The following is a 23,733-nucleotide window of genomic DNA, read 5'->3' as shown; positions in this document are numbered from 1 at the left end:
CCTATCGAATCGTCACTTCTAAAGTATAATTAGCTGTTACATCAGTCCCAATAACTAATCTATATTCCCCAGTTTCTGGTAATCTTCCAGACCAAGATTGTACACCATCTGCTTCATAAATTAATTGTGAAGGACTATAAACCGTAAAACTCGTTTGATCTCCTGTTAATAATCTAACATCGATTTTCTGACCTGCACGAGCGCTAAATAGATAATCATGTGTTGTACAGACTGCTATTTTATCTTGAATTGTTGTACCAATTGAACCTCTAGCAAATCTAAGTGATTTGATTATCGGTTTATCTTGTCTCTGACATTGGGCGATAATTTGTGTTTTCATCGGTTCTGAAACACTAGCAGAAATGGGATTAAAAACACTGAAAAGAAGTAAAAATGATAATAAACGTAACATAATTAAATTATTACTCTATTTATAAATTATAATATTTTTCATGTTTTTTTTAAAGGTTTCGGAGACCAAACCCCTACCTATTTTATTTATAAATTATAATATTTTTATTATATTTTTTCAAAGGGTTTATTGACCAAACCCCTACAGTTAATCATAATCTAATTTTCTTTCTGGGTTTATTGACCAAACCCCTACCTATTTCATTTATAAATTATAATATTTGTCATGTTTTTTTCCAAGGGTTTGGAGACCAAACCCCTACATACAATTAGATATTTGTTATGATTTATATGAAAGCAAGCATTATTTTAGGGACACTTTTATTATCTTTAACTTCACCGTCTACAGATGCAGATTTTTCTCGTTTACAAACTGCTTTAGAACAATATGGATTTAAGGTAAAATTAGAAACACCACCAGTTAGAGAAGCTTACGGGTTGTTCCAAAGTAAGACAAAAACAATTTGGATTAATCCCATTGTATTTGATTTAGGAATTGCTAGACCGACTTTAGTTCATGAAGCGGTACACGCAGCACAATTTTGTTACGGAAAAACAGAAGTACAAGCATTAGGTTTAGAAATAGAACCACCACCGATGACACGACTTTATTTTATGCGATATCATTCTTACACACGGCAAATTGAAGCAGAAGCCTATACAATACAAGTACAACCCGATAGCGTAGATTTAGTAATTTCTTTGTTAAATAAACACTGTCAGAAGAAAAAATAATTTTTAAGCTTGGAAAACTTGTTCGACGGTTAAAGTAAGTTCAGGAAAAGTACGAGAAACAATCACATCACTCTCTCTGTAAGCATTACACTGATAATTCCCGTTTTCATCCAATAAATAGACAAAAACTGTAGGTACTTTCGGATTTCCTAAATAACTCCGACTCGCAATCGCTAAATAGTCTATAATCCAATATTCAGGAATTCCTAATCTTTGATATTCATCTAGTTTATCCACATAATCATCTTCCCAGTTCGTCGATACCACTTCTACCACTAATTGTGGAGGTTCAAGCAACGCAGAATAAGCACTTGGAAAAGCATCCCAGATAGCTTTATCTACTACAGTAACATCAGGATGTCGTCCTTGCTGTTTTCCTTTTTGTGTCTGTGTTTGAATGACAACTCTTCCCGAAACCCAATAATTAAACTTTTTACTTTTTACTTCATCTTTAAGCGCATCAGAAAGATATTCTGCTAGGGTGTCATGTTTTCTAGTGGACAAAATACGCATAATTTCACCGTTAACAAGTTCATAACGTCCTTCTGAGTCGGGAAGTTGTTCGATAAACTGTTCAAAGGAAAGATTTTGCTCAGTGGAATAGAGAATATTAGTCATGACAAGCTATCCTAATTCCTAGATTAAGTTTAGTGCAATTATACTATATTTTTCTTTTAAACTTTGTTACGATCGGTTAATATTTCGTACCCGGTTTCTGTGACTAAAACGGTATGCTCGAATTGTGCAGAAAGATTTTTATCGACTGTAATAACTGTCCAACGATCGCGTAAAGTTTTAGTATGCTTTGAACCTGCATTAACTATCGGTTCTATCGCAAGCGTCATTCCTGCTTTTAGTTTAACGTTGGGGAGTTGGTTCGTGCGAAAATTAAACACAGATGGTTCCTCATGTAAATTTCTACCGACACCATGTCCAGTAAACTCTTCTACAACTGTAAAACCATTACTTTTTACATAATCTTCGATCGCACCTGCAATATCAAGTAAATAATTTCCCGCTTTAACCTGTTCAATTCCCTTGTATAACGCACCTTCTGCTACTTTAATCAATTTTTCGGCTTTTGGGGAAACTTTTCCAACTGCGATCGTAATACAAGAATCACCATGATAACCTTGATAGAATGCACCTGTATCGACTTTTAGAACATCTCCAGTTCTAATCTTTTTTTTCGGGTTGGGGATACCGTGTACAACTTCATCATTGATGCTAGAACAAATTGAACCTGGAAAACCATAATAACCTTTAAAGCTTGGAGTTGCACCCATTTCTCGGATGCGTTTTTCTGCAATAACATCTAAGTCAGCAGTCGTCATCCCCGGTTGTACTATTTCTGAGATTTCTTTTAGTACAGTTGCTACGATACGCGCAGACTGTCGCATAATTTCGATTTCTTGGGGCGATTTTAATTCTATCTTTTTGCGGCCTTTTGAAGTGCGAGGTAACCCTGTTTGTTCTTTGGGTGAGGGTTTGGGGGTGATTTCTTTTTTTCCAGTGGAAAAAATATCGCTTAAAATGCTCATTAACTGTAGCTTGATTCTTGAATGCTTATACTTAGATCATTATAGTATGATGCTATTTTCTTCACACGGATGAGAATTAGTATAGGGTGTATAAAATTTAATGGAAGTTGATGAACGAAGTAATATCAGTTGCAGGGTTAACAGACTACATACAGTCATTACTAGAAGACGATCGCATTCTACAACGAGTTTGGGTCACAGGAGAAGTATCGAGTCTACAAGAACATCCCAAAGGTTTATTTTTTACCCTTTCTGACTCGGATGCAGCGATAAAATGTGTCGTTTGGGGTTCGCAAAAATTAAAATTGATGCAACAACCCTCACGCGGTGAACAAATTATCGTCTTAGGAAGTCTTCGCGTATTTAATAAACGGGGAGAATATCAATTAACGGTTTATCAATGTTTAGCGACAGGTGAAGGGTTACAAGCATTAAGATATCAACAACTCCGTAACCGTCTCCAAGCTGAAGGTTTATTCGACGAAACTAGAAAACGCACTCTACCGACTCATCCTAAAATAGTTGCGGTGGTGACTTCTGCGACTGCTGCTGCTTGGGGAGATATCCAACGCACACTTTCTCAACGCTATCCGGGGTTAATGGTTTTATTATCTCCTGCTATTGTACAGGGTGAAGATGCTCCAGATTCTATTGTACAAGCCATTGAACGAGTAAATATTGATGGTCGTGCTGATGTGATTATTTTAGCTAGAGGAGGCGGTGCAGTTGAGGATCTATCGTGCTTTAATGATGAGAGAGTGGTAAGAGCGATCGTCGAAAGTACCATCCCAATTATTACAGGTATTGGGCATCAACGAGATGAATCTTTAGCTGATTTAGTAGCAGACTACCGCGCACACACCCCCACCGCAGCAGCAGAAATAGCAGTACCATCCTATACCCAATTGGTTTTAGAACATCAGAAACGAATACAGCATTTAATTAATAGTGTAAAAGATCGTTTGTCTGAAGAAATAGAAAGATTAGAATATCTCAAAACTCGTCTCAAACGTTTCCCCCAAACCTCACCTCAACTCATCCAAGCAACCGCAAAATGTCATTTACTCCAACAAAAATTAATTGCATTAGACCCCAAAGCAGTTTTACAAAGAGGTTATGCTGTAGTTAGAGGGGAAAATAATCAGATTATTCGTTCTACAACCGAAGTTAAACCCGAACAAGCGTTAAGTATTCAATTAAATCAGGGTACATTAAAAGTTAAAGTCATCGAAATATCATAGGAAGATATTACATGACAACAGTAATAGACTCAGACCTCAAGGAACTAAAAGAGTTTATCAATAATTTTTTTGCAACACAACCTCATTTTTCATTAAGAAATGTAAAAAAGGTCGGAAAGGTCGTATTAATTTACTTAAAAACTTCCGACTTTTCCGACTTGTTTTTATGTTTTTAAATGGCTAGAGTGATTTTACGCGATGCGGACGCTGAGAACCTGGCGATGGCGATCGTATTTGACTCAGATGTCACGCTTTTAAAATGTTCCTCACATTACTTTATAAAAAAGTTAATAAAGCAGAAGATAAAAGATTAAAAGAGGATTATTGAAATTAGTGTCATTACATAGAGAAATATATTAGTATTACAGTCAGAATAGTGTGTTTTGAGATTTAACGGTAGTTAAGTTGACAATACGAGGTAAAATGATGTAGGTAAATCTCACAACCATGAGTAGTTCTAGTAGTCCTTCAGTAACAGTTGTCATGAGTGTCTACAATGGTGAAGCGTATGTCGCTGAAGCTATCTGTAGTATTTTAGAGCAAACTTATCAGGATTTTGAGTTTATCATTATCAATGATGGCTCTACCGATAGCACACAAATGCTCATTTGTCAATATGCAGAGCGAGATTCACGAATCCGCGTCATACATCACTCACAGAACATGATGCTGGTTTACTCTCTAAATCACGGATTGGCATTGGCACGAGGAAAATATATTGCTCGTCAGGATGCAGACGATATTTCTCTTCCTAAACGGTTGGAACAGCAGGTTAATTACCTTGAGCAGAATCCAGAAGTAGTTGCAGTTTCTGGACGCTTTCATCGCTTAGTTAGCAATCGTCTGCACCACGGTGAGAACATTATTGTTCATATGGGTAACCCAATGCTAATGCCTTGGCACATGGCTTTTGCTTACAGCGCCCAGCACAGTCTCTCTATGTATCGGGCTGGTGTTGTAGCACCTTACAGGAAAGACCGGTTACATAGTGAAGACTATGATATGTGGTATCGATTGATGAAAATAGGACATATCGTCAATCTTCCCCAAGTTATTGCTCATGTCCGATTGCATGAGAACAATATTACCCGAATTAAACGAAATGAGGTAGAGGCAACCATGAGAATTTGCCAACGAGATATTGTAAACTGGATAGCTGATCATATCTTGTCAGAATCAGAAAGCTTTGATCTTCAAGCTTTTGGTAATCGACATTTTGCAGCGATCAAGAATCCAGAAGTCTTGCAGACAATTCTTCTTAAAATCCAACAAACTTTTGCAAATCAGTATCCTCACTGGCGTTTTTACTCTCACCGCTTTATAGTAAGACATAATTTACATTGGTTAATTATAGCTCTCGTGAAGGGCGATTTCAAACAAATTCAGAGGCTTTTCTTCATAATATTTTACTGGGGTCCATGGCCAATTTTACTCAGTGTTCTTGACCTACTTTACCTACAAGTGCTACCTCGTCTTTGGTTTATGATTAAAAACTTTATGATAAGGAAGGAAAATTGCTCGCGCTCAACAGAATCAGTGCTACATTTATTTCAATGATTTCAATGAAACTTTGACTAGCTTGATAACAGGTTTACAGAGTCCGTCAAAACATGAACATGAGAGGTGAGAAAGTGACAGCAAAGTTAATCAATGGGGCTGAGTTTCTCCACATTCCCAAAACGGGTGGCTGTTGGGTAAGAGAAATACTTGAGCAGAATAATCTCCTTTTGGTGAACAGAAGACATTTATACTATAAACATGCCGACTATGATCGTAATCTCTTTTTCCCTTTAACAACCTTTCAGGAGCATTTGAGCGAAGCCGCTCGTTTATTTTTAGCAGAAACAAGATTTTCTAAACTTTTACAGTACTGGCCAAAATCATCTGACAATTCGGTTTTTCGGTTCTGCTTCGTGCGCCATCCTCTGTCATGGTATGAATCTTGGTGGAAGTTTATGCGGGCAAAGGAATGGAATGATTGGGGTGTGCAAAACTCCCAACAAAGCTGGCATCCAAATGCGATACTCAATGGACTGGGCAGTGACGATTTCAATGAATTTGTCCGAAATGTGGTTAAAAAGCGTCCTGGGTATGTAACAGAACTAATGTTCGCCTATACAAAACCAGGTATTTCGTTTATTGGCAAGACAGAAAACTTAAAGGAAGACTTGATCTATGTTCTCGATCTTCTTGAACTAAAATACGACAAAGCGTCAATCGAACAGTCTGGAAAGTCGAATGTTTCAGAAACCGACCCAGCAGAGATTCGGTGGGACCCCGACTTATATCGAACTGTGATGAGGCTGGAGCTACCCGCACTGCTGCATTTCGGATATCTGTCCGATGAGGAAAAATCTGATCTGGGTATTAAAATGCCGATTATGCCTAACAAAGCACTGCGCTCGAAGGGTGTGCCACAGCATCAGTTCTAAGCATCAGTATTACCCGTTTAATCTGACATTTACTTAACACTCAAATATTAATATTTTAGTACATAAAAGGTACAATGAAAATTTTTGATTTATACACGCATTACATATTCACAATTGAGTTATATCTACAAACATTAGGTCTGCCAGGCCTTTTAAAAGTCATCCTAACAAAAGTCACCAACCCTAAAGCTTTGATAGGAGTCAAGCGCTCTGATTGCCGTTTTCCGTTCACGTTGCGGTTACATTCCTCTGACGTTCAAGCTTTCAAGCAAATATTTGTGGAAGATGCGTACAACTTTTTGGTACAAATCCAACCTAGCATAATCGTGGATGCAGGAGCAAACATTGGGCTTGCCTCAATCTACTTTGCTAATAAATACCCAGAGGCAAAAATTATTGCTATAGAACCTGAGCAAAACAATTTTCAAATGCTGAAAAAAAATGTTGAGCCATATGCCAATATTATTCCTCTTCAAGCCGCGCTATGGCACAAAAATGAAGAGATTGAGATTATTGATCCAGGTAGAGGCGAGTGGGGATTTGTAATCCAGAATAAAGATTTACAGAAGTATTCTTCAGATCTGCAGCATGATAATCATCAGACTGTGATCGCCATGACCGTGAATAAGCTGATTAACGAATATAATCTAGAAAGAATTAATATTTTTAAAATCGACATTGAAGGCGCGGAAAAAGAGGTATTTAGCAATAGTGCAACTTGGATTGACAAAGTAGATTCTTTAATTGTCGAACTTCATGAGTATCTAAAACCAGGATGCAATCGCAGTTTTTACAATGGATCTGGTGGCTTCGATCAGGAGTGGTATCAAGGAGAAAACATAGTTCTTACAAAACAGAATTATTTGAAAAAATGTTCTACTTAAGAGCTATTCTATTGCTTTTTTATAAATTATGAGATTTTTAAATGAAGATTGCTTATCTTATTCTGGCACATGATAATCATCGTCACTTACAGCGACTTGTTGAAGCTATTTCTTCTCCGTTATCAATGTGCTTTATTCACATAGATCAAAAATCAGATCTCTGTCTTTTTTCATCTATAAAAGGTCAAAATGTTGTTCTGAGTAACAGACGAGAGGCTGTTTATTGGGGAGATTTTTCAATGGTGGAAGCCACACTGATTCTGATTCGCCAAGCGCTTGCCGACCCTCGTTGTTTTGATCGCTTTGTGCTTCTGAGCGGTACAGATTATCCATTACGCTCAGTCTCATACATTGAAAGTTTTTTTAAACACCACCCCGCAGTCGAATTTATCAATCTTGTGCAAATGCCAGCCGAAACAGAACGAAAACTGATGTGGCGGCTTACTTGCCGTGTAATTCGCTCTCAAGACCCATTGGGAGTGAAGCTAATTAAGATGTTTACAAATAAGCTAAGAATTGGTATAGTTCCACGTCACCTTAACTACAAAAAGTGTTTAGGGCATCTGATTCCCTATGCAGGCGACCAGTGGTGGGCTTTATCGAGAGAGGCTTGTCAATATATACAAACCTTTGTTGAAAAAGAGCCTGTAATAACCAACTTTTTCAAGGATACCTTTTGCCCAGACGAGATGTTTTTTCAAATTATTTTAGGCAATTCCTCTTTTAAGCCAAGAATATACAGAAATATCACTTACATGGATTGGGGTGACGATATTAATAGCGAGCATCCAGCTTGGATAAGTGAAAAGCATCTTGATGATATATTTGGGTCGAACTTATTCTTCAAACCTAGCGATTGGTATGGTGCTGGCGAAATGCTCTTTGCCCGAAAGTTTTCGGATGAAGGAGAAAAATTGGTTTTCTCTATAATGCAACGTATCGTTGAAAGGGAGAACCATCAAGCACCAATTCAAATCTAAAGTGCAACAGGTGCTGATAGTTGAGAGCAAAGTACTTCGTAAGACGTTCGATAGTTATATGATAAAAGTAAAAGAGTTAGAAATTATCGCAAAGCTGCTGCCGTTTTTCCAGATTTATCCTAGGGCTGCGCCAACAATTTTTATTTTGGGGGTAACCTCTTCACTTACAGAAGGCTTGGGCATTAGTCTTTTAATTCCCTTCCTACAAAGCCTTGATGGAGAGCAATTAACTGCTGCGAACAATAATCCTGTCTTGGGCTTTTTCGATCAGCTGTTAGCCGGCGTTAATCCCGATAGCAAACCATTTACAATCGCAGCAATGATTTGTGCTTTGATTCTACTCAAAGTGCTGTTGGGCTATTTCTACACCATCCAAGTGGGCTGGTTCAACTCCCGCATTATCCATCGTATACGATGTGATATCTTTGCACAGTTTATGAGCGTTGGCCAACAGTTTTGGGATCAAAGCCGAGGCGGCGATTTACTCAACACCTTATATCGAGAGACTGCAAGTGCAGGACATGCCCTCAGCTATCTGATTTGGCTGGTCATCACTGCCTGCATGATTGTTATTTTTACGGTATTGCTACTGCTGATTTCTTGGCCACTCACTCTATCAGCGGTTCTAGCAATGGGACTCATTTCGCTGCTAGTGCGGCGGATAACTCGACAGGCAGAATCTCTGGGACAGCAACATTTGGCTGCTAACATTCAGTTGAGCCAAACAGCTTTAGAAACCATCAACGGTATTCGGACTATTCGTGCCTTTGGTTGTGAACCCTATGAGCAAAAGCAATTTGCTCGATACTCCCAGAACCTGAGAGATACAGCATTTCGGTTGAGTATGCTCTCAGCGCTCATCGAGCCGATTTTTGAAGGGCTGGCGGTTATTCTCCTTGTGGGCTTGATGCTGTTTACTCTCTTCACTGAGTTCTCTTTGCCTGTATTGGTGACGATGATTTTTATGTTTTATCGCCTGCAACCCCTAGTCAAGAAGTTTGACGCTGACTGGACTTCGCTGCTAGCCATCAATAGCTCCCTTGATAAGGTGCAAGCCCTTCTCACTCCTGCCGATAAGCCCTATATTCGATCGGGCTCAGTTCCTTATACTGGGCTTAAAGATGCCATTCGGCTAAGGTCGGTTGGCTTCAGCTACAGTACTCAAGATCGTCCTGCGCTCCAACATATCTCGATTACACTTCGACGGGGAGAAACGACTGCGTTGGTCGGACCTTCGGGGGCTGGTAAATCTACTTTAATTAGCCTGATTTGTAGATTCTATGACGCGACTGAGGGGCAAATCGAAGTCGATGACCAGCCGTTGACCTCATTGAAGCTGACTGACTGGCGCGACCACATTGCCCTCGTTTCCCAGCAAATTCACATTTTTAACACAACCATCGGTGATAACATTGCCTACGGTCGTATTGGAGCAACAGAGGCAGACATTATCGCGGCAGCTACGCAGGCTAATGCCCATGAGTTTATCTGTGAACTGCCTGAAGGCTACAACACTCAAGTAGGAGATCGCGGTGTCCGCTTGTCTGGAGGACAAAGCCAGAGAATTTCTATCGCTCGTGCTATTTTACGGAATCCTGATATTTTGATTTTAGACGAGGCGACCAATGCTCTAGATAGTCTCTCGGAACATCTTATTCAAGAAGCTCTATATCGTCTGAGTCACAATCGTACAGTGCTTGTCATTGCCCACCGGTTGTCCACTATTAAACATGCGGATCAGATTGTGGTGCTTTCTGAAGGGCAGGTTAAAGAAGTTGGTACTTTTGATGAACTCCTTAACCATCAAGATCTGTTTGCCCAGTTGTATCAGCTACAGCATAAACCTAATTGGTAGGGTAGTATAACCTGAGTTTTGGATAAGGAAAGTACAGAAAAAGGAAGAAATAAGAGAAAATGCTCTCAAAGTAGCTAAATTATAGAATATTACGACTTAATGAAGTACAATATTAACTAAGATCAATTTTCTAAATTTCTCAGATAGATAAAGCATTAAGAATAAAATTTCATCCCGTCAAAGCCTGAATCATATATCGACTAAATTTAGCGAGAGTTTGACTGACCATTACTGAATGCTATCTCGGGTAAACTTTTTCTTTTAATACGATTTATTAGCCTTGCATAAAGATATTTAAAGCTCTTATAAGCTCAAAATCTACATCAAGGTCAACTGTATTAATCAAGATGATGTTACTCAATTTGATAAGAACTATCATGAATGAAATTACTTCTGGTTATTGTTTGAGAACGAAGAAAGATCACAAGAGGAAAAAAGCAACATCGCTTACCACAGATTTTGGGATTTTAAACCATCACTGCTGTTCGAGCATTAACTTAAAGAAGCAACTGATATTGTTATTTTAACTACAGTTAAAACTTATAAAATAGTATCCAGAAAAGAATAACCGTCTATTTCTTTTATTCTTAAGGTTGTATGTTAAGTTTTGTAGAAGGTTAATAGCCAAAAAGTGAAAAAACATGGAAATATTTTCAGCTTACAGTTAATTTAAGCTTTATAGTTTAAAAATAAATTTCTTCTACAATACTTACGATGCCCAAAGTTATTTCCGTTCATTCTTATCGAGGGGGGACTGGTAAATCTAACTTTACTGCAAACCTTGCTACTAGCATTGCTCAGACTGGCAAACGAGTTGGGGTAGTAGATACAGATGTCCCTTCACCTGGCGTTCATAACATTTTGGGTCTTGAACCTGAGCAAATGGACAAAACCTTAAATAATTACCTGTGGGGTGAAAGTACGATTCAAGAAGCTTCCTATGATGTTAGTCAAAATGTTGGTCTGACAGAAGAGGGGAAAATCTTTTTGATTCCATCGAGTGTGAAAGCAGATGACATCGCTCGCATCCTCAAAGATGGTTATGATGTAAAACTTCTCAATGATGGTTTTCGCAGTCTCGTCAAGGAACTTCAACTTGATTACCTCTTTATCGATACCCATCCTGGTCTTTCCAAAGAAACCTTTCTTTCTATTGCTATTTCTCACATACTACTACTCATTGTACGCCCCGATAAACAGGATTATCAAGGAACTGCTGTCACCGTTGATGTGGCACGACAACTCAAAGTCCGTAATATGCTTATAGCTGTCAACAAAGCACACAGCAAGCTTAACTTTGATGCACTCAAGCAAAAAATAGAAGAAACCTATCATGTCCCTGTGGCGGGTATTTTCCCTCTGTCTGAGGATGTCGTGCAGCTTGCAAGTGAAGGCGTATTCTGTCAGAAACATCCAGAGCATTTCATCAGCCAAGAATTTAAAAAAGTAGCTCGTATCATAATGAACTAAATTTGTCAAATTATTTTACAAAAACATTACACAGCCGTAATCTCTAATTAATTGAGGAATGCTATGGATAACTCAGGTAATCTATTTTCTCTGGCGAATTCAATTCATGCCGTTACGTCTCCCTTCCGTAATTATCTTAATGAACTTTATGAAAAATATCGATCTTTAAACGATGGGGCAGTGGCAGATTATATTCCTGAACTCGCCCTTGCTCAACCTGAATGGTTCGGGATCTGTGTAATCACATCTAATGGTAAGATTTTTGAAGTCGGCGACTGCGACAAGCCCTTTACCATCCAATCCATATCGAAAGCCTTTGTTTATGGATTAGCCCTAGAAGATCATGGACGAGAGTATGTCAATGGTAAAGTGAGTGTAGAACCAACAGGAGAGGCTTTTAATTCTATCATCTTGGATGAAAAAACCAATCGACCCTATAATCCAATGGTGAATGCAGGTGCGATCGCAACTACCGATCTGATCAAAGGAGCTAATACCACCGAACGCCTTAAACGGCTCTTGGAGATGTTCAAACGGTATACAGGACGCGATCATCAGATCAATGTACCAATTTTCCTTTCAGAAAAAGCGACAGGTCATCGAAATCGAGCAATGGCTTATCTAATGCTAAATTTTGGCATGGTGAGTGAACGTATCGACGAAACTTTAGATCTCTATTTTCAACAATGTTCACTTCTTGTAACCGCCAAAGATCTCGCCATGATGGGAGCTACGTTAGCCAATGGTGGCATCAACCCCGTAACCAGAGAAAAAGCCATTGATGAACACTATGTACAGGATGTTATTAGCGTCATGCTCACTTGTGGAATGTATGACTATTCGGGTGAATGGGTTTATCGAGTGGGGATGCCTGCTAAGAGTGGAGTCGGTGGAGGAATTACCGCCGTTGTTCCAAGTAAATTAGGAGTTGGAACTTTTTCACCTCTCCTCGATGCCAAGGGAAATAGTACGAGGGGGATCAAAGTTTGTGAAGATCTCTCCCAAGATTTCGGATTACATTTATTCAATGTGGCTAAATCGGAACGAGATCTACAAGCGTGGATTGATGGTACCAATGAAGATGAATGGTAAGACCTGAAAAATAGACTTGAACCGATCAAACAGAGTAAATTAAAAACTTAAACCTCTCGTCGTGATTACCGATGATGAATAACCGTAAATTCCATCTTCGTACTGCCCTAGTCGTTCCTTTTGTTTTGGAAATTGCGGCGGCGGTAGGGCTAGTAGGTTTACTCTCTTACTGGGGAGCGAGAAAAGCTGTCAATGATCTTGCCTCTCAACTTCGCAATGAAGTAACCGCACGCATCGAGCAAACATTAGAAAGTTATTTCGCTTCGCTTAATGAGATCAATCAATTAAATGCTGCTGCTTTTGTTCAAGGGGATCTTGACTTTAAAAATGGCAAAAATGTCTCTCAAATGTTACAACAGGTCAAAATTGCACCGTTTATCTTCGGGACATATTGCGCCAATCAAGCAGGAGAATTTATCGGTGTTGGGCGTGAACCTAATTTAAAAGGTACTCATCTGTGGCTAGTCAATCCGATAACTCAGGCTAACCTGCATTATTATAACCTCGATCATCAAGGTAATCGTCTTGGTTTTGTCGAGAATTATGGTTTATATGATGCCCGCAAACGTCCTTGGTATCAAGAAGCAGTCAAACAGCAACGCCCCGTCTGGAGTAAAATTTATTTGGATTTTACTACCCTACAGCCCACCCTGACGGCTAGTCATCCAGTCATAAATCCCGACGGAAAACTGATTGGTGTTTGTGCTACAGATTTTTTACTAACCGAAGATTTTCGGAAATTTCTGGCGAGCCTCTCTATTGGTAAATCTGGAGAAGCTTTTATCATTAATCGCTCTGGTCAAATTATCTCTAGTTCGACTATTGAACCCCTCACCGTTGGTCAAGGGGAGAACGCCAAACTCATTCAAGCTACCGAAAGTGACGAACCTCTGATTCGAGAATCAATAAAAGTTCTTAAGCAATCTTTCAGTAATTTTGAACTGATACAGCGATCGCAGCAATTCGATTTCTGGTTGGATGGTCAACGGCAATTAGTCCAAATTCAGCCTTTTCAAAAGGGACGAGATTTAGATTTTCTGATTGTCGTGATTGTCCCTGAAGTCGATTTCATGGGACATATCGACGTGATTATGCAGAACACAATTGGGTTAGCTTTAACCGCATTAGGTTTGGCGATCGCTTTAGGCATTTATACGGCTCGTTGGGTCACTAGACCGATCCATCATATTACCCAAGCTGCTAGTAAAATGGCACAAGGCAACCTCAAGCAGCAAGTTGAATTAAACATTGGTGTCGTTGAACTCGAAAAGTTAGCTTCAGCTTTCAATAGTATGTCGGAGCAGCTTCAAATCTCTTTCGCCGACCAAGAAGCCAAAAATGCTGCCTTAGCTGCTAGTGAAGCCCGTAAAGATGCTCTTTTAGAAGCGATTCCCGATTTGATTATGGAGATCTCCTCTAATGGCATTTATTTAGATTTTATTGCTCCCAAAGACGATAGCTGGCTGTTCACTTCAGCAGAAAAACGAATTGGTCAACGAATTCAAGATCTTTTACCCCCAATGCTGGCACTGGAATATCTGCAAACAATTCAGCAAGTTCTACAGACTCAGCGAGCGAGTACCCTAGAGTATCAGCTACCTGTTGCTCAATCTTTGAAGACCTACGAGGCGCGAATCGTCCCCTGTAGCCAGAATTCGGCTTTGTTTATGGTGCGGAACATTACCGAACGAAAACAAGCTGAAGAGGCCCTCCGTATTGCTGAGGAAAACTATCGCAGTATTTATGAAAATGCACTAGAAGGAATTTTTCAAACGACACCAGAAGGACGTTATCTTAATGTCAATCCAGCAATGGCTAGGATTTATGGCTATGACTCTCCTCAAGAAATGGTCGAGAAGATTACGGATATCGAGCAGCAGATCTACGTCGATCCAGAAGCTCGTCTAGAGTTTAAACAATTTATGGAGCAAAACGATCAGGTGATCAATTTTGAATACCGAACCTATCAGAAAGATGGCGATATTATCTGGGTTGAGGAAAATACCCGCGCTGTCCGCAATGACAAGGGTCAATTACTTTACTATGAGGGGATGATTCAGGATGTTAGTGAGCGCAAATATAAAGAAACAGAATTAAGACGACAATTAGAAGAGTTAAAGATTGAAATTGATGCTCAAAAACGAGAACAGGAAGTGTCCTTAATTACTCAGAGTAGTTTTTTTCAGGAAATACAGGAAGAAATTGCAGAAGTTAATTTAGATGAGTTTTGGGACTTTACCAAATAGGGCGAGTTTTGACTTTCACTTTCAAGTTAAGCCGAACGCAAGATCGCATTATAAGGATTTTTGGTTAATTAACTAATCTCTGGAAATACGCCCTGAGAACGAGAATCAAACGACTACAAAGAAAAACAATTTGTTTTTCAAAAAGATCGCTAATGCACGATCTGGTAATTGGACTATATATTAATAATGGGACTTAAACAAAAATCAAGCCCAAATAAAGCCTAAACTCGCTTTATATCTAGCAAAAACATTCCTATTTTCTATTAGCCAGTCAAAAAAACGGAAAGACATAGCTGTCCGAAATGCTTCTAAAGCTTCAGTAAATGTATTCAAAGGTTTAGTTGCCCATCGCCTTTGTAACCCTCCAGTTAGCTTGTGCCATAAAATAAAAGTATAAGCACAAAATACCAAAATAAAATGACGAAGCAAGCTTCTTTTTCCTCTGACTTGATATTCTCTTAGCCCTAACCATCCCTTCGCTTCAAGGGTAGAATACTTCTACCCAATTTCTTTTTGAATAGGTGGTAACTATCCATTCAGGTGTCACTTTTGATGCCTCGAAATTTGTGATGAAGTAATCAATATCGGTCGCCTTCTCAAAAGAACTAGCATTCATAACGATGGCAAAAGTTCTTTCTCCTTCTAGACGCGGTATTTTAGCAGTAAATGTCTTTACCCAAACCGTTTTAGGTTTATTCAAGTTTAATATGACTGGCATAAAACTCCAGGCTGGTAGAGTTCTTGCCAATTCATCTAGTCTAATTATTAATTTATCTTCTGAGCAATTATTAATTATTATTTTTCGATTTTTAGCCAGTCCTCCTAAATATTTTAATTTCCTTTCTTCTAGTTGTTTAAGAAATTGGGTATTATTGCCATAGCCAGCATCAATTAAGACGATTTCAGGACAATAGCCTCTGCTCATACTTCGGTCAATCATCTCTATTCCTAGTTCTGGCTTCTTCTTAAAGTCTGGGTCTTTTTGTTCCCCTAGTAGTGCATTAGATTTCTCATAGATTTCTAGGTCTAATGGTAAACTCTTTTTTCCATCATAGAGATGGGTTGTAACTACGACTATTCCATTCTCTGTTTTCCCAATTTCTCCGATGTACTGTCTTCCTACTCCTGATGTAAAATTCCCACTTTTTCTATGTCCTGAGTCGTCTAAAATTAAGGTAAACCCTCTACTAATTCTTGTTTGAGAACATTTGCTCAGTATCTCCAGACGACATTGATTTATCTCTGTCGCTTCCCAAGAAGCATCTGTTAAAAAATGGTGTAATCGATGATAAACTACTCCCACCGCGTTATCGGCCCTTTGAGTTAGATTTTTTCTCTCACTTTCTCCCAATAATCCTCCTATATAGTGTCTAAACCCTGTTTTTTGTGCCTTCGTTTTAAAGCAACCATCAAAACGTTGACACCATTTTTCAAAACATGGGGGCATAGCGGTGCCACCGTTGTCTCTCTCATGGAAGTATTCAGGACGTGAAATAATTGCTGTACCTTGATTATAACCTAATAACACTTCTTTTCTGTTTAAGGACCAATAAGTAGGAATTTCATAGAGAAATTATCTAGATTCCCACAGATTTACTACACCACCTTATGGTTACAGGTATTTGAGGAATTATCGGAATAGTAGTATTTTTCCCAATGCTTAAGTTACTCTAAGTCTCGATGTGTAAACGGTTTCGCATCATCACCCGCATACGTCGCTACAATATGACCATCACCCACGATCTTATATTTATACGTTACCAAACCTTCTAAACCAACGGGGCCACGGGGCGGCATTTTTTGAGTACTAATTCCAACTTCTGCACCAAAACCATAACGAAACCCATCTGCAAAGCGTGTCGAACAATTTTTGAATACTCCTGCTGCATCGACTTGACTACAAAAGATTTCTGCTGCTTGTTCGTCTTCCGTTACAATAGCCTCAGTATGCTTTGAACCGTAAGTATTGATATGCAATATCGCTTCTTCTAATGATTCTACAACCTTGATCGACAAAATAAGATCACTATATTCGGTTGACCAATCTTCCTCGGTTGCTGCTGAAATATTAATCACTTCTTGAGTTATTACATCCCCTCTTAATTCTACCTGTTTATCCTGTAATGCTTCTGCAACAAGGGGTAAAAACTTATATGCAATGTCTCGATGTACGAGTAAAGTTTCAATCGCATTACAAGCAGCAGGATATTGTGTTTTAGAATCGACTGTAATAGAAATAGCCTTCTCTAAATTAGCAGATCGATCGATATACAGGTGACAAATTCCATCGGCATGACCTAAGACGGGAATCTTAGTATTGTCTTGAATATAGCGCACAAAAGCATTAGAGCCTCTAGGAATAATCAAATCAACGTATTCATCTAAATCTAATAATGCTCGAATTTCTTCCCTCGTCGTGAGTAACTGTACTACATCGGGATTAACTTTTGTTTCGGCTAACGCTTTATGAATAATTGTTACAAGTGCTTGACAAGTTTTCGTTGCTTCTTTTCCTGCTTTGAGAATCACACCATTACCTGATTTAATCGCCAAACTGGTAATCTGAATTAGTGCATCGGGACGCGCCTCGAAAATTACGCCTAAAACACCCAAAGGGCAAGTAAATCGCTTTAAAACCAAACCTGTACCTAATTCTCGGTGAATTTGAACCGTTCCCACTGGATCACTTAGTTTTTTAACATCTCTTACGCCTTCAATTCCTGCTTTAAGTTTCGCTGCGCCCAATTTGAGACGAGAAAATAACGCTTGGGAAATTCCTTCTTGTTTTGCTACTTGACAATCTGCTTCATTTGCGGTAACAATTTCAGGCGTAGCGGATTCTAAAGCTTGTGCGATCGCGTCTAGTGCTGCATTGCGTTCATCAGTTGATAGTATGGCGAGTTGACGTGCTGCAATTTGAGTATTTCTAGCAATTTCAGTTAAGGATAAAGAAGTAGTAACCATAGAAAATGAGTAAACAATCGCTTTTTTTATTTTAAGGGAAAATAGAGCGCGATCGTTACTGAAGATTATGAAACATGAAAATCGGACAAATACAAAAGTTTTATTTTTAAGTTTACAAAATGTTAATTAGTTTCTCATAAATGAGACGATGTGAAAGACTCTCCTCTATCCTCGTTCTAGAGTTTTAATATCCCAGCTTAGTCTATGTTTCAGCCGTTTCAGGAATTTTTAGAGCAAGAACTGTTCGGTCATTTTGATTTACAAAGTAGTCCGATTCCCTCAGGATTAGAGTACCAAGTCAGTGAGCGCGGTAGAAACCCTGCAACGATCAAAAGCTGGTGCTACCAATGTCCTGAACTTCGCAAGATTCGCTACACCTATATTGATGCGGGGGAAATGTCCCAGATTTTTAATAGTGTGATTTATCCGAGTCATCAGTATGATATTCCTCTTTTAGGAATTGACTTTTTAGCTTTTGGACAGAAAAAAATTCTAGTAGTCCTCGATTTTCAGCCTCTTTTTAGGGATGAAGCGTATCTAGAAAAGTATATCGAACCGATGCGAGTGATTCGAGATAAATACAATGAATTAGCACAAAACTTAGAAATGAAGTTTTATGACGCTAATCAGTATTTTTCTAAAAATATCCTTTTTGCGAAAACCGATGCTGAAACGGTAGTCACTCGTTTATTTCCCGCTTATCAAGAATACATACGTTTGTACTGGGAAACGTTAGCGAACGCAACGCCTTATACTGATCCTGAAGATATCCAACGGATTGTTAAAGCCCAAAAAGACTATGATCAATATAGTGCCGATCGCGATCCTGCTTCAGGCTTATTTAGTAGCTATTTTGGTCATGAATGGTCAGAAAAATTCTTGTATGAATTCTTGTTTGAAGATGCTGTCCCTTTAGCGATTCCTGCTGGAAGCAAAAAATAAGCATTAAAAAAAGATAATCTTGTAGAAGAACTAACCTATTAACCCAAAAATAGGAATGCTTTGAAATGTGTCATTTGAATACCGAAAGACTACAACTAAAAGCGGTTACAGAAAACGATCTCAATGTTTTTCATGAGATTCTAATTAATCCATTCGTGAGAAAGTACCTTTGTGATGACAATATTTTATCCCTTGCACAGGTTCAGGAATTTATAGAGGTTAGTCAAAAAAACTTTGATGAGCAGCAATTTGGCTTGTGGTTGATGTACACGAAATCAACACATGAATTGATTGGTTTTGTCGGTTTTTGGTATTTTTTTGATGAACCACAGCCGCAGCTACTTTATGCACTGTTACCAAATGCGACCAAAAAAGGATACGCGACAGAAGCTGTCAGTCACTTAATTCAGTATGGTTTTAAGCAGCTTAGGTACAAATATTTAATAGCTAGTTGTGATGAACCAAACTTTGAATCTCGAAAACTAGCTGAAAGACTGGGGATGAAGTTGGTCGAAAAAAAAGATGTTAATGAAAAACCAATACTTTTTTTTAGAATTGACCAAAAAGGATAAAAAAGGGTTTGGTGACCAAACCCCTACAATAATTGGTTTTAATGTTTCATTAATGCCCAAAAAACAAAAACTATCCTCTTGTTTTGGAAGACCAAACCTTAGTAGGTAGTCCCCAAACATAGATAAAGCCTTCTGCTGCTCTATGATCAAATTGATCATCTTCACCGTAAGTAGCTAAGTCGGGTTCATAGATTGAATAATCAGATTTACGACCAACTACTTTAGCAGTTCCTTTAAATAACTTCACACGAACGGTTCCTGTAACTCGTTCCTGGGTTTTATCAATAAAAGCGTCAAGAGCTTCTTTAAGTGGACTATACCAAAGTCCTTGATAAATTAATTGTCCGTAGGTTTCCTCAATTCCGCGTTTATAGTGAGTGACATCACCTGTTAAGGTTAAGCTTTCTAAGTCACGGTGAGCATCAATAAGAACGAGTAAAGCAGGTGCTTCGTAGATTTCGCGTGATTTAATTCCGACCACACGGTTTTCGATCATATCCAGTCGTCCGACTCCATGTTTACCCGTAACTTCATTAAGTTGAGAAATCAAGGAAACAGGATCAAGAGTTTGACCATTAAGACTAACAGGATAACCTTTCTCGAATCCGATATCGACGTATTCGGGTTCATTGGGAGTATCTGCGATCGCTTTCGTCATCAGATAGATTTCTTCAGGAGGTTCCGTCATCGGATCTTCGAGTGGCCCAGCTTCGATACTTCTCCCTAAAAGATTGCGATCTATGCTAAAAGGGGAAGATTTTTTTACGGGAGATTCTAGCCCAAATTTTTCGCCATATGCGATCGTTTGTTCTCTGCTCATACCCCATTCACGAGCCGGGGCTAATACTTTAATTTTAGGATTAAGAGCCATAATCCCAACATCAAAGCGTACCTGATCATTTCCTTTTCCTGTACAGCCGTGAGCCACCGCATCAGCCCCATATTTTTCGGCTGCATCTACTAATAATTTAGCAATCAAGGGACGAGCCAAGGCAGTAGAAAGAGGATAACGGTTTTCATATAAAGCATTAGCCCGAATTGCTGGAAAAGCATAATCTTTGACGAAAGTTTCTTTAGCATCTACCACTAAAGATTCAATTGCTCCACTTCTGAGGGCTTTTTCTTGAATTGGCCCTAGTTCGTCACCTTGTCCTAAGTCAGCAGCAAGGGTGATGACTTCATTAACGCCCCATTCTTGTTTGAGGTAAGGGATACAAACGGTAGTATCTACCCCACCAGAATAAGCTAATACAACTCTATTGGCGCGACCCATAAATTTTTATCTAAAAACGACTAGATGGTTATTGTATCAGGTTCGCTTCAAGCAAGTTGCTGCCATTGTTATCAAAACGAGATAATGATCTAGCCAAATGATTTTTATTGATTTTTGAGTCTTTTCTTTTTTGATGACGGCTTCACTCAAAAAATGCTTGTCTGATTCTTTTTAATAATCTAAAAGCAAAATGACTTTCAATAAAGCAGATGATAGAAAGCCACTTAATCATCAATCATTTTTATAGCTTTTTGGGGCGGCTGTCTGACGTAAATGATCATGACTATCAAACTTATAATTGTGATTTATTGTCTCGATAGTTTGTTGTTTTAAATTAGGATTGCCATCATGATTACGATAATATTTTTGTTCGTAGTTATCGTTAAAATTAGATGTTTTAATACAAGAGGCTAAATTCCATAAAATTAATGAATACACCTTTTTGACCTGGGCTAATGAATGGAAGAGCAAATCATGAAAAATTGATTATTAAACAAAATAATATTTTTCCTCAAAAAGTGCATCTATCAAAAGCCTTAGAACAGGTTTTCTCTTAAAATACTAATTATTATCTAGTATCTAAAAAGTATATCTATCTTAAGGAAGATACATAACCCAAAAGATTAGTTCATAGGGAAGATGCAATAACACCAAAAGAATTGATACAAATAGGTACAGATAAAAGAAATCAAACCGAATGATTAGTCAGGGTGCAAATTACAAAAAGTGATTACTCAAACGGATTTGATAAATACCATAGACCTAATAAGGAGATTCTTAAAAATGCTAGTCAGCAAATTAAATACAATTTTAAAGAATACAGTTTGTTTCATTATTTCGGCTGTTCTTTGTGTTTCTCTCGTAACATCTTTTGCTTTTCCTGCGGCGGCTGGAACTCCTAGCCCTGTTACTAAAGGTGAAGCTAATTTGAATAAAATTCAAGCTAAAACAGACGAACTAGCACAACAAGAACCTCCATCTCTCAAACAAGTTGAGGAGAGAAACAAAGGCGGACTTAACGAGGTTCAAGGTAGCGCAGATGCTAATAAAATGATTAGTCCTGAAGATGCTCAAGGAACAACAACTCTTAAAGATAAAATTGAACAAGCCTTAGATAAAGTAACCAACGCCAAATAAAATTTTTAAGGGTCAGGCGTACAAAGCTCAAGTTTTAGTCTTTTATTTGTGTCCATAAACTGAGAATCAACATAAAAATTGATTCTCGGTGTTTTTTTATTTAAGAAAAAATTTTTTGAGCAATAAAAGTGTATAATCTTTGCTGAAATTGGCGAGCAGCCGAATTCCACGGGTCAACGCGATCGATGATTACCTCTTTCGGGGTAAGATGAGAAATAGTGATCAAAATCATACCCAAGTTAACTCAAAGAAAGTGGTAACAACCGCCCCACTTTCACCTCCTGACACTTAAGGGTCGGAGGAGGTATAGCGGATCGACAAAGGAAGCAATGAGTCAAGAAATCTTTGATAGAGTCAAAAAAGTTGTCATCGATAACTTAGAAGTAGATGAGGAAAAAGTTACTTCAGAAGCGAGTTTCGCTAATGATCTAGGAGCAGATTCTTTAGATACAGTAGAACTCGTAATGGCACTAGAAGAAGAATTTAATATTGAAATTCCCGATGAAGCAGCCGAAAAAATAGACACCGTAGGCAAAGCAGTCGCACATATTAGCGAAAAAGTAGAAGCAGCAGCATAAGCTTAATTTCTATGAGATCAATTAATCACACCGTATTAACTTCTATCTGCATTTTGGGTGAATTCAGCCCGTATTACCTTTAAAATCATGGCCAATTCAGAGCTAAAACGTGTTGTTGTGACGGGGCTAGGTGCAATCACCCCCATTGGAAATAACCCGACTGAATATTGGGAAGGATTGCTCAATGGGCGCAGTGGTATTGCCCCAATAACCTTATTTGATGCTTCTCGGCATGAATGTCGGATCGCAGGAGAAGTCAAGGGATATGATCCTCTGCTCTATTTTGATCGCAAAGAGGCAAAGCGAATGGATCGTTTTGCTCAATTTGGGGTCGCCGCCAGTAAACAAGCCTTAGCCGATGCTCAGTTCGTCATCAATGACCTAAATGCAGAAGAAGTCGGCGTGATTATTGGCACAGGAGTCGGCGGCTTAAAAGTTCTTGAAGATCAGCACGAAGTCTTAATGACCAAAGGACCCACTCGCTGTAGCCCGTTTATGATCCCGATGATGATTGCGAATATGGCAGCAGGCTTAACCGCAATTCACACCGGAGCAAAAGGGCCAAACAGTTGTACAGTTACGGCTTGTGCGGCGGGGGCTCATGCGATCGGCGATGCGTTTCGTTTAGTACAAAGAGGCTATGCGAAAGCCGTCATCTGTGGTGGTGCCGAAGCAGCCGTTACTCCTCTATCCTTTGCGGGCTTTGCGTCTTCCCAAGCTCTTTCGATGCGAAATGATGATCCAGCACATGCAAGTCGCCCCTTTGATATTGATAGAGATGGTTTTGTCATGGGAGAAGGCGCGGGAATCCTTCTTTTAGAAGAACTCGATCAAGCATTGAGTAGAGGAGCAAAAATTTATGGCGAAATTGTAGGTTATGGAATGACCTGTGATGCTTATCATATAACATCTCCGGTTCCCGATGGACGAGGTGCAACTCGCGCAATGGAACTCGCCCTCAAAGACGCGGGTTTATCGCCCCAAGAAATTAGCTATATTAACGCACACGGAACCAGTACGCCCGCTAATGATACTACCGAAACGAAAGCCATAAAAAAAGCTTTAGGCGATCATGCTTATCGAGTCGCAATTAGTTCGACTAAATCGATGACGGGTCATTTATTGGGTGGCTCAGGTGGTATTGAAGCTGTGGCGACGATTCTAGCGATCGCCAATGATCGGATTCCACCAACGATTAATTTAGTTAATCCAGATCCAGCTTGTGATCTCGATTATGTGCCAAATCAAAGCCGGAGCCATCGGGTTGAAACTGCCCTCTCAAATTCCTTTGGTTTTGGTGGTCATAATGTAACTTTAGCCTTTAAAAAATACGTTTAATTCGTTTGTGGCACAATTGTGAGGCGCGAAAGTTAATTCTTT

22 protein-coding genes and 2 pseudogenes are annotated in these 23,733 nt (G+C 38.9%); 16 read left to right on the top strand and 8 right to left on the bottom strand.

The window, feature by feature from the left end; all coding sequences use genetic code 11:
* Nucleotide 1 precedes the first annotated feature (1 nt).
* A complete protein-coding gene (locus C7H19_RS06240) occupies nucleotides 2-412 on the bottom strand; it encodes a hypothetical protein (protein WP_106456035.1) in 411 nt (136 codons plus the stop codon).
* A gap of 281 nt (nucleotides 413-693) precedes the next feature.
* Here C7H19_RS06240 and C7H19_RS06235 point away from each other — a divergent pair, with 281 nt between their 5' ends.
* Complete coding sequence (locus C7H19_RS06235) at nucleotides 694-1,146, top strand: hypothetical protein (RefSeq protein ID WP_106456034.1); 453 nt, start codon at nucleotides 694-696, stop codon at nucleotides 1,144-1,146.
* A gap of 3 nt (nucleotides 1,147-1,149) precedes the next feature.
* Here the strand turns inward: C7H19_RS06235 and C7H19_RS06230 are convergent, their stop codons facing one another.
* Nucleotides 1,150-1,764 carry a Uma2 family endonuclease gene (locus C7H19_RS06230; protein ID WP_106456033.1) on the bottom strand — a complete coding sequence of 205 codons (615 nt, stop codon included), beginning with the start codon at nucleotides 1,762-1,764 and terminating at the stop codon, nucleotides 1,150-1,152.
* 56 nt (nucleotides 1,765-1,820) lie between these two features.
* On the bottom strand, nucleotides 1,821-2,687 hold the full coding sequence (gene map / locus C7H19_RS06225; RefSeq protein WP_106456032.1) for a type I methionyl aminopeptidase: 867 nt from the start codon (nucleotides 2,685-2,687) through the stop codon (nucleotides 1,821-1,823).
* A gap of 110 nt (nucleotides 2,688-2,797) precedes the next feature.
* Between map and xseA the strand changes: the two genes are divergently transcribed.
* From xseA to C7H19_RS06175, 10 genes and pseudogenes are all read left to right on the top strand, one after another.
* Entirely contained in the window at nucleotides 2,798-3,928 is a 1,131-nt protein-coding gene (xseA, locus tag C7H19_RS06220) for an exodeoxyribonuclease VII large subunit (RefSeq protein ID WP_106456031.1), read from the top strand.
* A 447-nt stretch (nucleotides 3,929-4,375) separates the two neighbouring features.
* Nucleotides 4,376-5,485, top strand: coding sequence for a glycosyltransferase family 2 protein (locus tag C7H19_RS06215; protein ID WP_106456030.1), 1,110 nt, complete (start codon nucleotides 4,376-4,378; stop codon nucleotides 5,483-5,485).
* Between the two features lie 74 nt (nucleotides 5,486-5,559).
* The gene (locus C7H19_RS06210) at nucleotides 5,560-6,360 is read left to right on the top strand and encodes a sulfotransferase family 2 domain-containing protein (RefSeq protein WP_181280541.1); all 801 of its coding nucleotides are present in this window, start codon (nucleotides 5,560-5,562) and stop codon (nucleotides 6,358-6,360) included.
* Between the two features lie 74 nt (nucleotides 6,361-6,434).
* Nucleotides 6,435-7,244 carry an FkbM family methyltransferase gene (locus tag C7H19_RS06205; protein WP_106456028.1) on the top strand — a complete coding sequence of 270 codons (810 nt, stop codon included), beginning with the start codon at nucleotides 6,435-6,437 and terminating at the stop codon, nucleotides 7,242-7,244.
* Nucleotides 7,245-7,285: 41 nt separating this feature from the next.
* A complete protein-coding gene (locus tag C7H19_RS06200) occupies nucleotides 7,286-8,224 on the top strand; it encodes a beta-1,6-N-acetylglucosaminyltransferase (RefSeq protein ID WP_106456027.1) in 939 nt (312 codons plus the stop codon).
* 58 nt (nucleotides 8,225-8,282) lie between these two features.
* The gene (locus C7H19_RS06195; protein ID WP_106456229.1) at nucleotides 8,283-10,079 is read left to right on the top strand and encodes an ABC transporter ATP-binding protein; all 1,797 of its coding nucleotides are present in this window, start codon (nucleotides 8,283-8,285) and stop codon (nucleotides 10,077-10,079) included.
* Nucleotides 10,080-10,793: 714 nt separating this feature from the next.
* Nucleotides 10,794-11,549 carry a MinD/ParA family ATP-binding protein gene (locus C7H19_RS06190; RefSeq protein WP_106456026.1) on the top strand — a complete coding sequence of 252 codons (756 nt, stop codon included), beginning with the start codon at nucleotides 10,794-10,796 and terminating at the stop codon, nucleotides 11,547-11,549.
* A gap of 63 nt (nucleotides 11,550-11,612) precedes the next feature.
* Nucleotides 11,613-12,641 (top strand): glutaminase A, encoded by a 1,029-nt coding sequence (glsA, locus tag C7H19_RS06185; RefSeq protein WP_106456025.1) that lies wholly within the window; start codon nucleotides 11,613-11,615, stop codon nucleotides 12,639-12,641.
* Nucleotides 12,642-12,712: 71 nt separating this feature from the next.
* Nucleotides 12,713-14,887, top strand: a complete 2,175-nt coding sequence (locus C7H19_RS06180) for a PAS domain S-box protein (protein ID WP_106456024.1) — start codon at nucleotides 12,713-12,715, stop codon at nucleotides 14,885-14,887.
* 92 nt (nucleotides 14,888-14,979) lie between these two features.
* Nucleotides 14,980-15,084, top strand: a pseudogene (locus tag C7H19_RS06175) (IS1 family transposase); the annotation flags it as partial.
* A 7-nt stretch (nucleotides 15,085-15,091) separates the two neighbouring features.
* On the opposite strand, the pseudogene C7H19_RS06170 reads toward C7H19_RS06175, so the two are convergent.
* Both C7H19_RS06170 and C7H19_RS06165 read right to left on the bottom strand, forming a co-directional pair.
* Nucleotides 15,092-16,360, bottom strand: a pseudogene (locus C7H19_RS06170) (IS701 family transposase).
* A 192-nt stretch (nucleotides 16,361-16,552) separates the two neighbouring features.
* Complete coding sequence (locus C7H19_RS06165; protein WP_106456023.1) at nucleotides 16,553-17,851, bottom strand: glutamate-5-semialdehyde dehydrogenase; 1,299 nt, start codon at nucleotides 17,849-17,851, stop codon at nucleotides 16,553-16,555.
* Between the two features lie 204 nt (nucleotides 17,852-18,055).
* On the opposite strand from C7H19_RS06165, the gene C7H19_RS06160 reads away from it, so the two are divergent.
* Entirely contained in the window at nucleotides 18,056-18,793 is a 738-nt protein-coding gene (locus C7H19_RS06160; RefSeq protein ID WP_106456022.1) for a 15,16-dihydrobiliverdin:ferredoxin oxidoreductase, read from the top strand.
* 74 nt (nucleotides 18,794-18,867) lie between these two features.
* On the top strand, nucleotides 18,868-19,365 hold the full coding sequence (locus C7H19_RS06155) for a GNAT family N-acetyltransferase (protein ID WP_219907599.1): 498 nt from the start codon (nucleotides 18,868-18,870) through the stop codon (nucleotides 19,363-19,365).
* A 70-nt stretch (nucleotides 19,366-19,435) separates the two neighbouring features.
* Here C7H19_RS06155 and C7H19_RS06150 read toward each other — a convergent pair whose 3' ends face one another.
* Nucleotides 19,436-20,638: an argininosuccinate synthase gene (locus C7H19_RS06150; protein ID WP_106456020.1), complete on the bottom strand. Its 1,203-nt coding sequence runs from the start codon at nucleotides 20,636-20,638 to the stop codon at nucleotides 19,436-19,438.
* Between the two features lie 231 nt (nucleotides 20,639-20,869).
* The gene (locus C7H19_RS06145) at nucleotides 20,870-21,076 is read right to left on the bottom strand and encodes a hypothetical protein (protein ID WP_106456019.1); all 207 of its coding nucleotides are present in this window, start codon (nucleotides 21,074-21,076) and stop codon (nucleotides 20,870-20,872) included.
* Between the two features lie 345 nt (nucleotides 21,077-21,421).
* On the opposite strand from C7H19_RS06145, the gene C7H19_RS06140 reads away from it, so the two are divergent.
* Nucleotides 21,422-21,775 carry a hypothetical protein gene (locus tag C7H19_RS06140; RefSeq protein WP_106456018.1) on the top strand — a complete coding sequence of 118 codons (354 nt, stop codon included), beginning with the start codon at nucleotides 21,422-21,424 and terminating at the stop codon, nucleotides 21,773-21,775.
* 100 nt (nucleotides 21,776-21,875) lie between these two features.
* Here the strand turns inward: C7H19_RS06140 and C7H19_RS26995 are convergent, their stop codons facing one another.
* Nucleotides 21,876-22,007, bottom strand: coding sequence for a hypothetical protein (locus C7H19_RS26995; RefSeq protein ID WP_281261717.1), 132 nt, complete (start codon nucleotides 22,005-22,007; stop codon nucleotides 21,876-21,878).
* A 97-nt stretch (nucleotides 22,008-22,104) separates the two neighbouring features.
* Here C7H19_RS26995 and C7H19_RS06135 point away from each other — a divergent pair, with 97 nt between their 5' ends.
* Complete coding sequence (locus C7H19_RS06135) at nucleotides 22,105-22,353, top strand: acyl carrier protein (RefSeq protein WP_106456017.1); 249 nt, start codon at nucleotides 22,105-22,107, stop codon at nucleotides 22,351-22,353.
* Between the two features lie 87 nt (nucleotides 22,354-22,440).
* Entirely contained in the window at nucleotides 22,441-23,691 is a 1,251-nt protein-coding gene (gene fabF, locus C7H19_RS06130; protein ID WP_106456016.1) for a beta-ketoacyl-ACP synthase II, read from the top strand.
* The last annotated feature ends 42 nt before the right edge of the window (nucleotides 23,692-23,733 follow it).

This window comes from Aphanothece hegewaldii CCALA 016 (assembly GCF_003007785.1).
Classification (GTDB): Bacteria; Cyanobacteriota; Cyanobacteriia; order Cyanobacteriales; family Microcystaceae; genus Chroococcus; species Chroococcus hegewaldii.
This window is presented reverse-complemented; position numbering and strand designations above follow the sequence as displayed.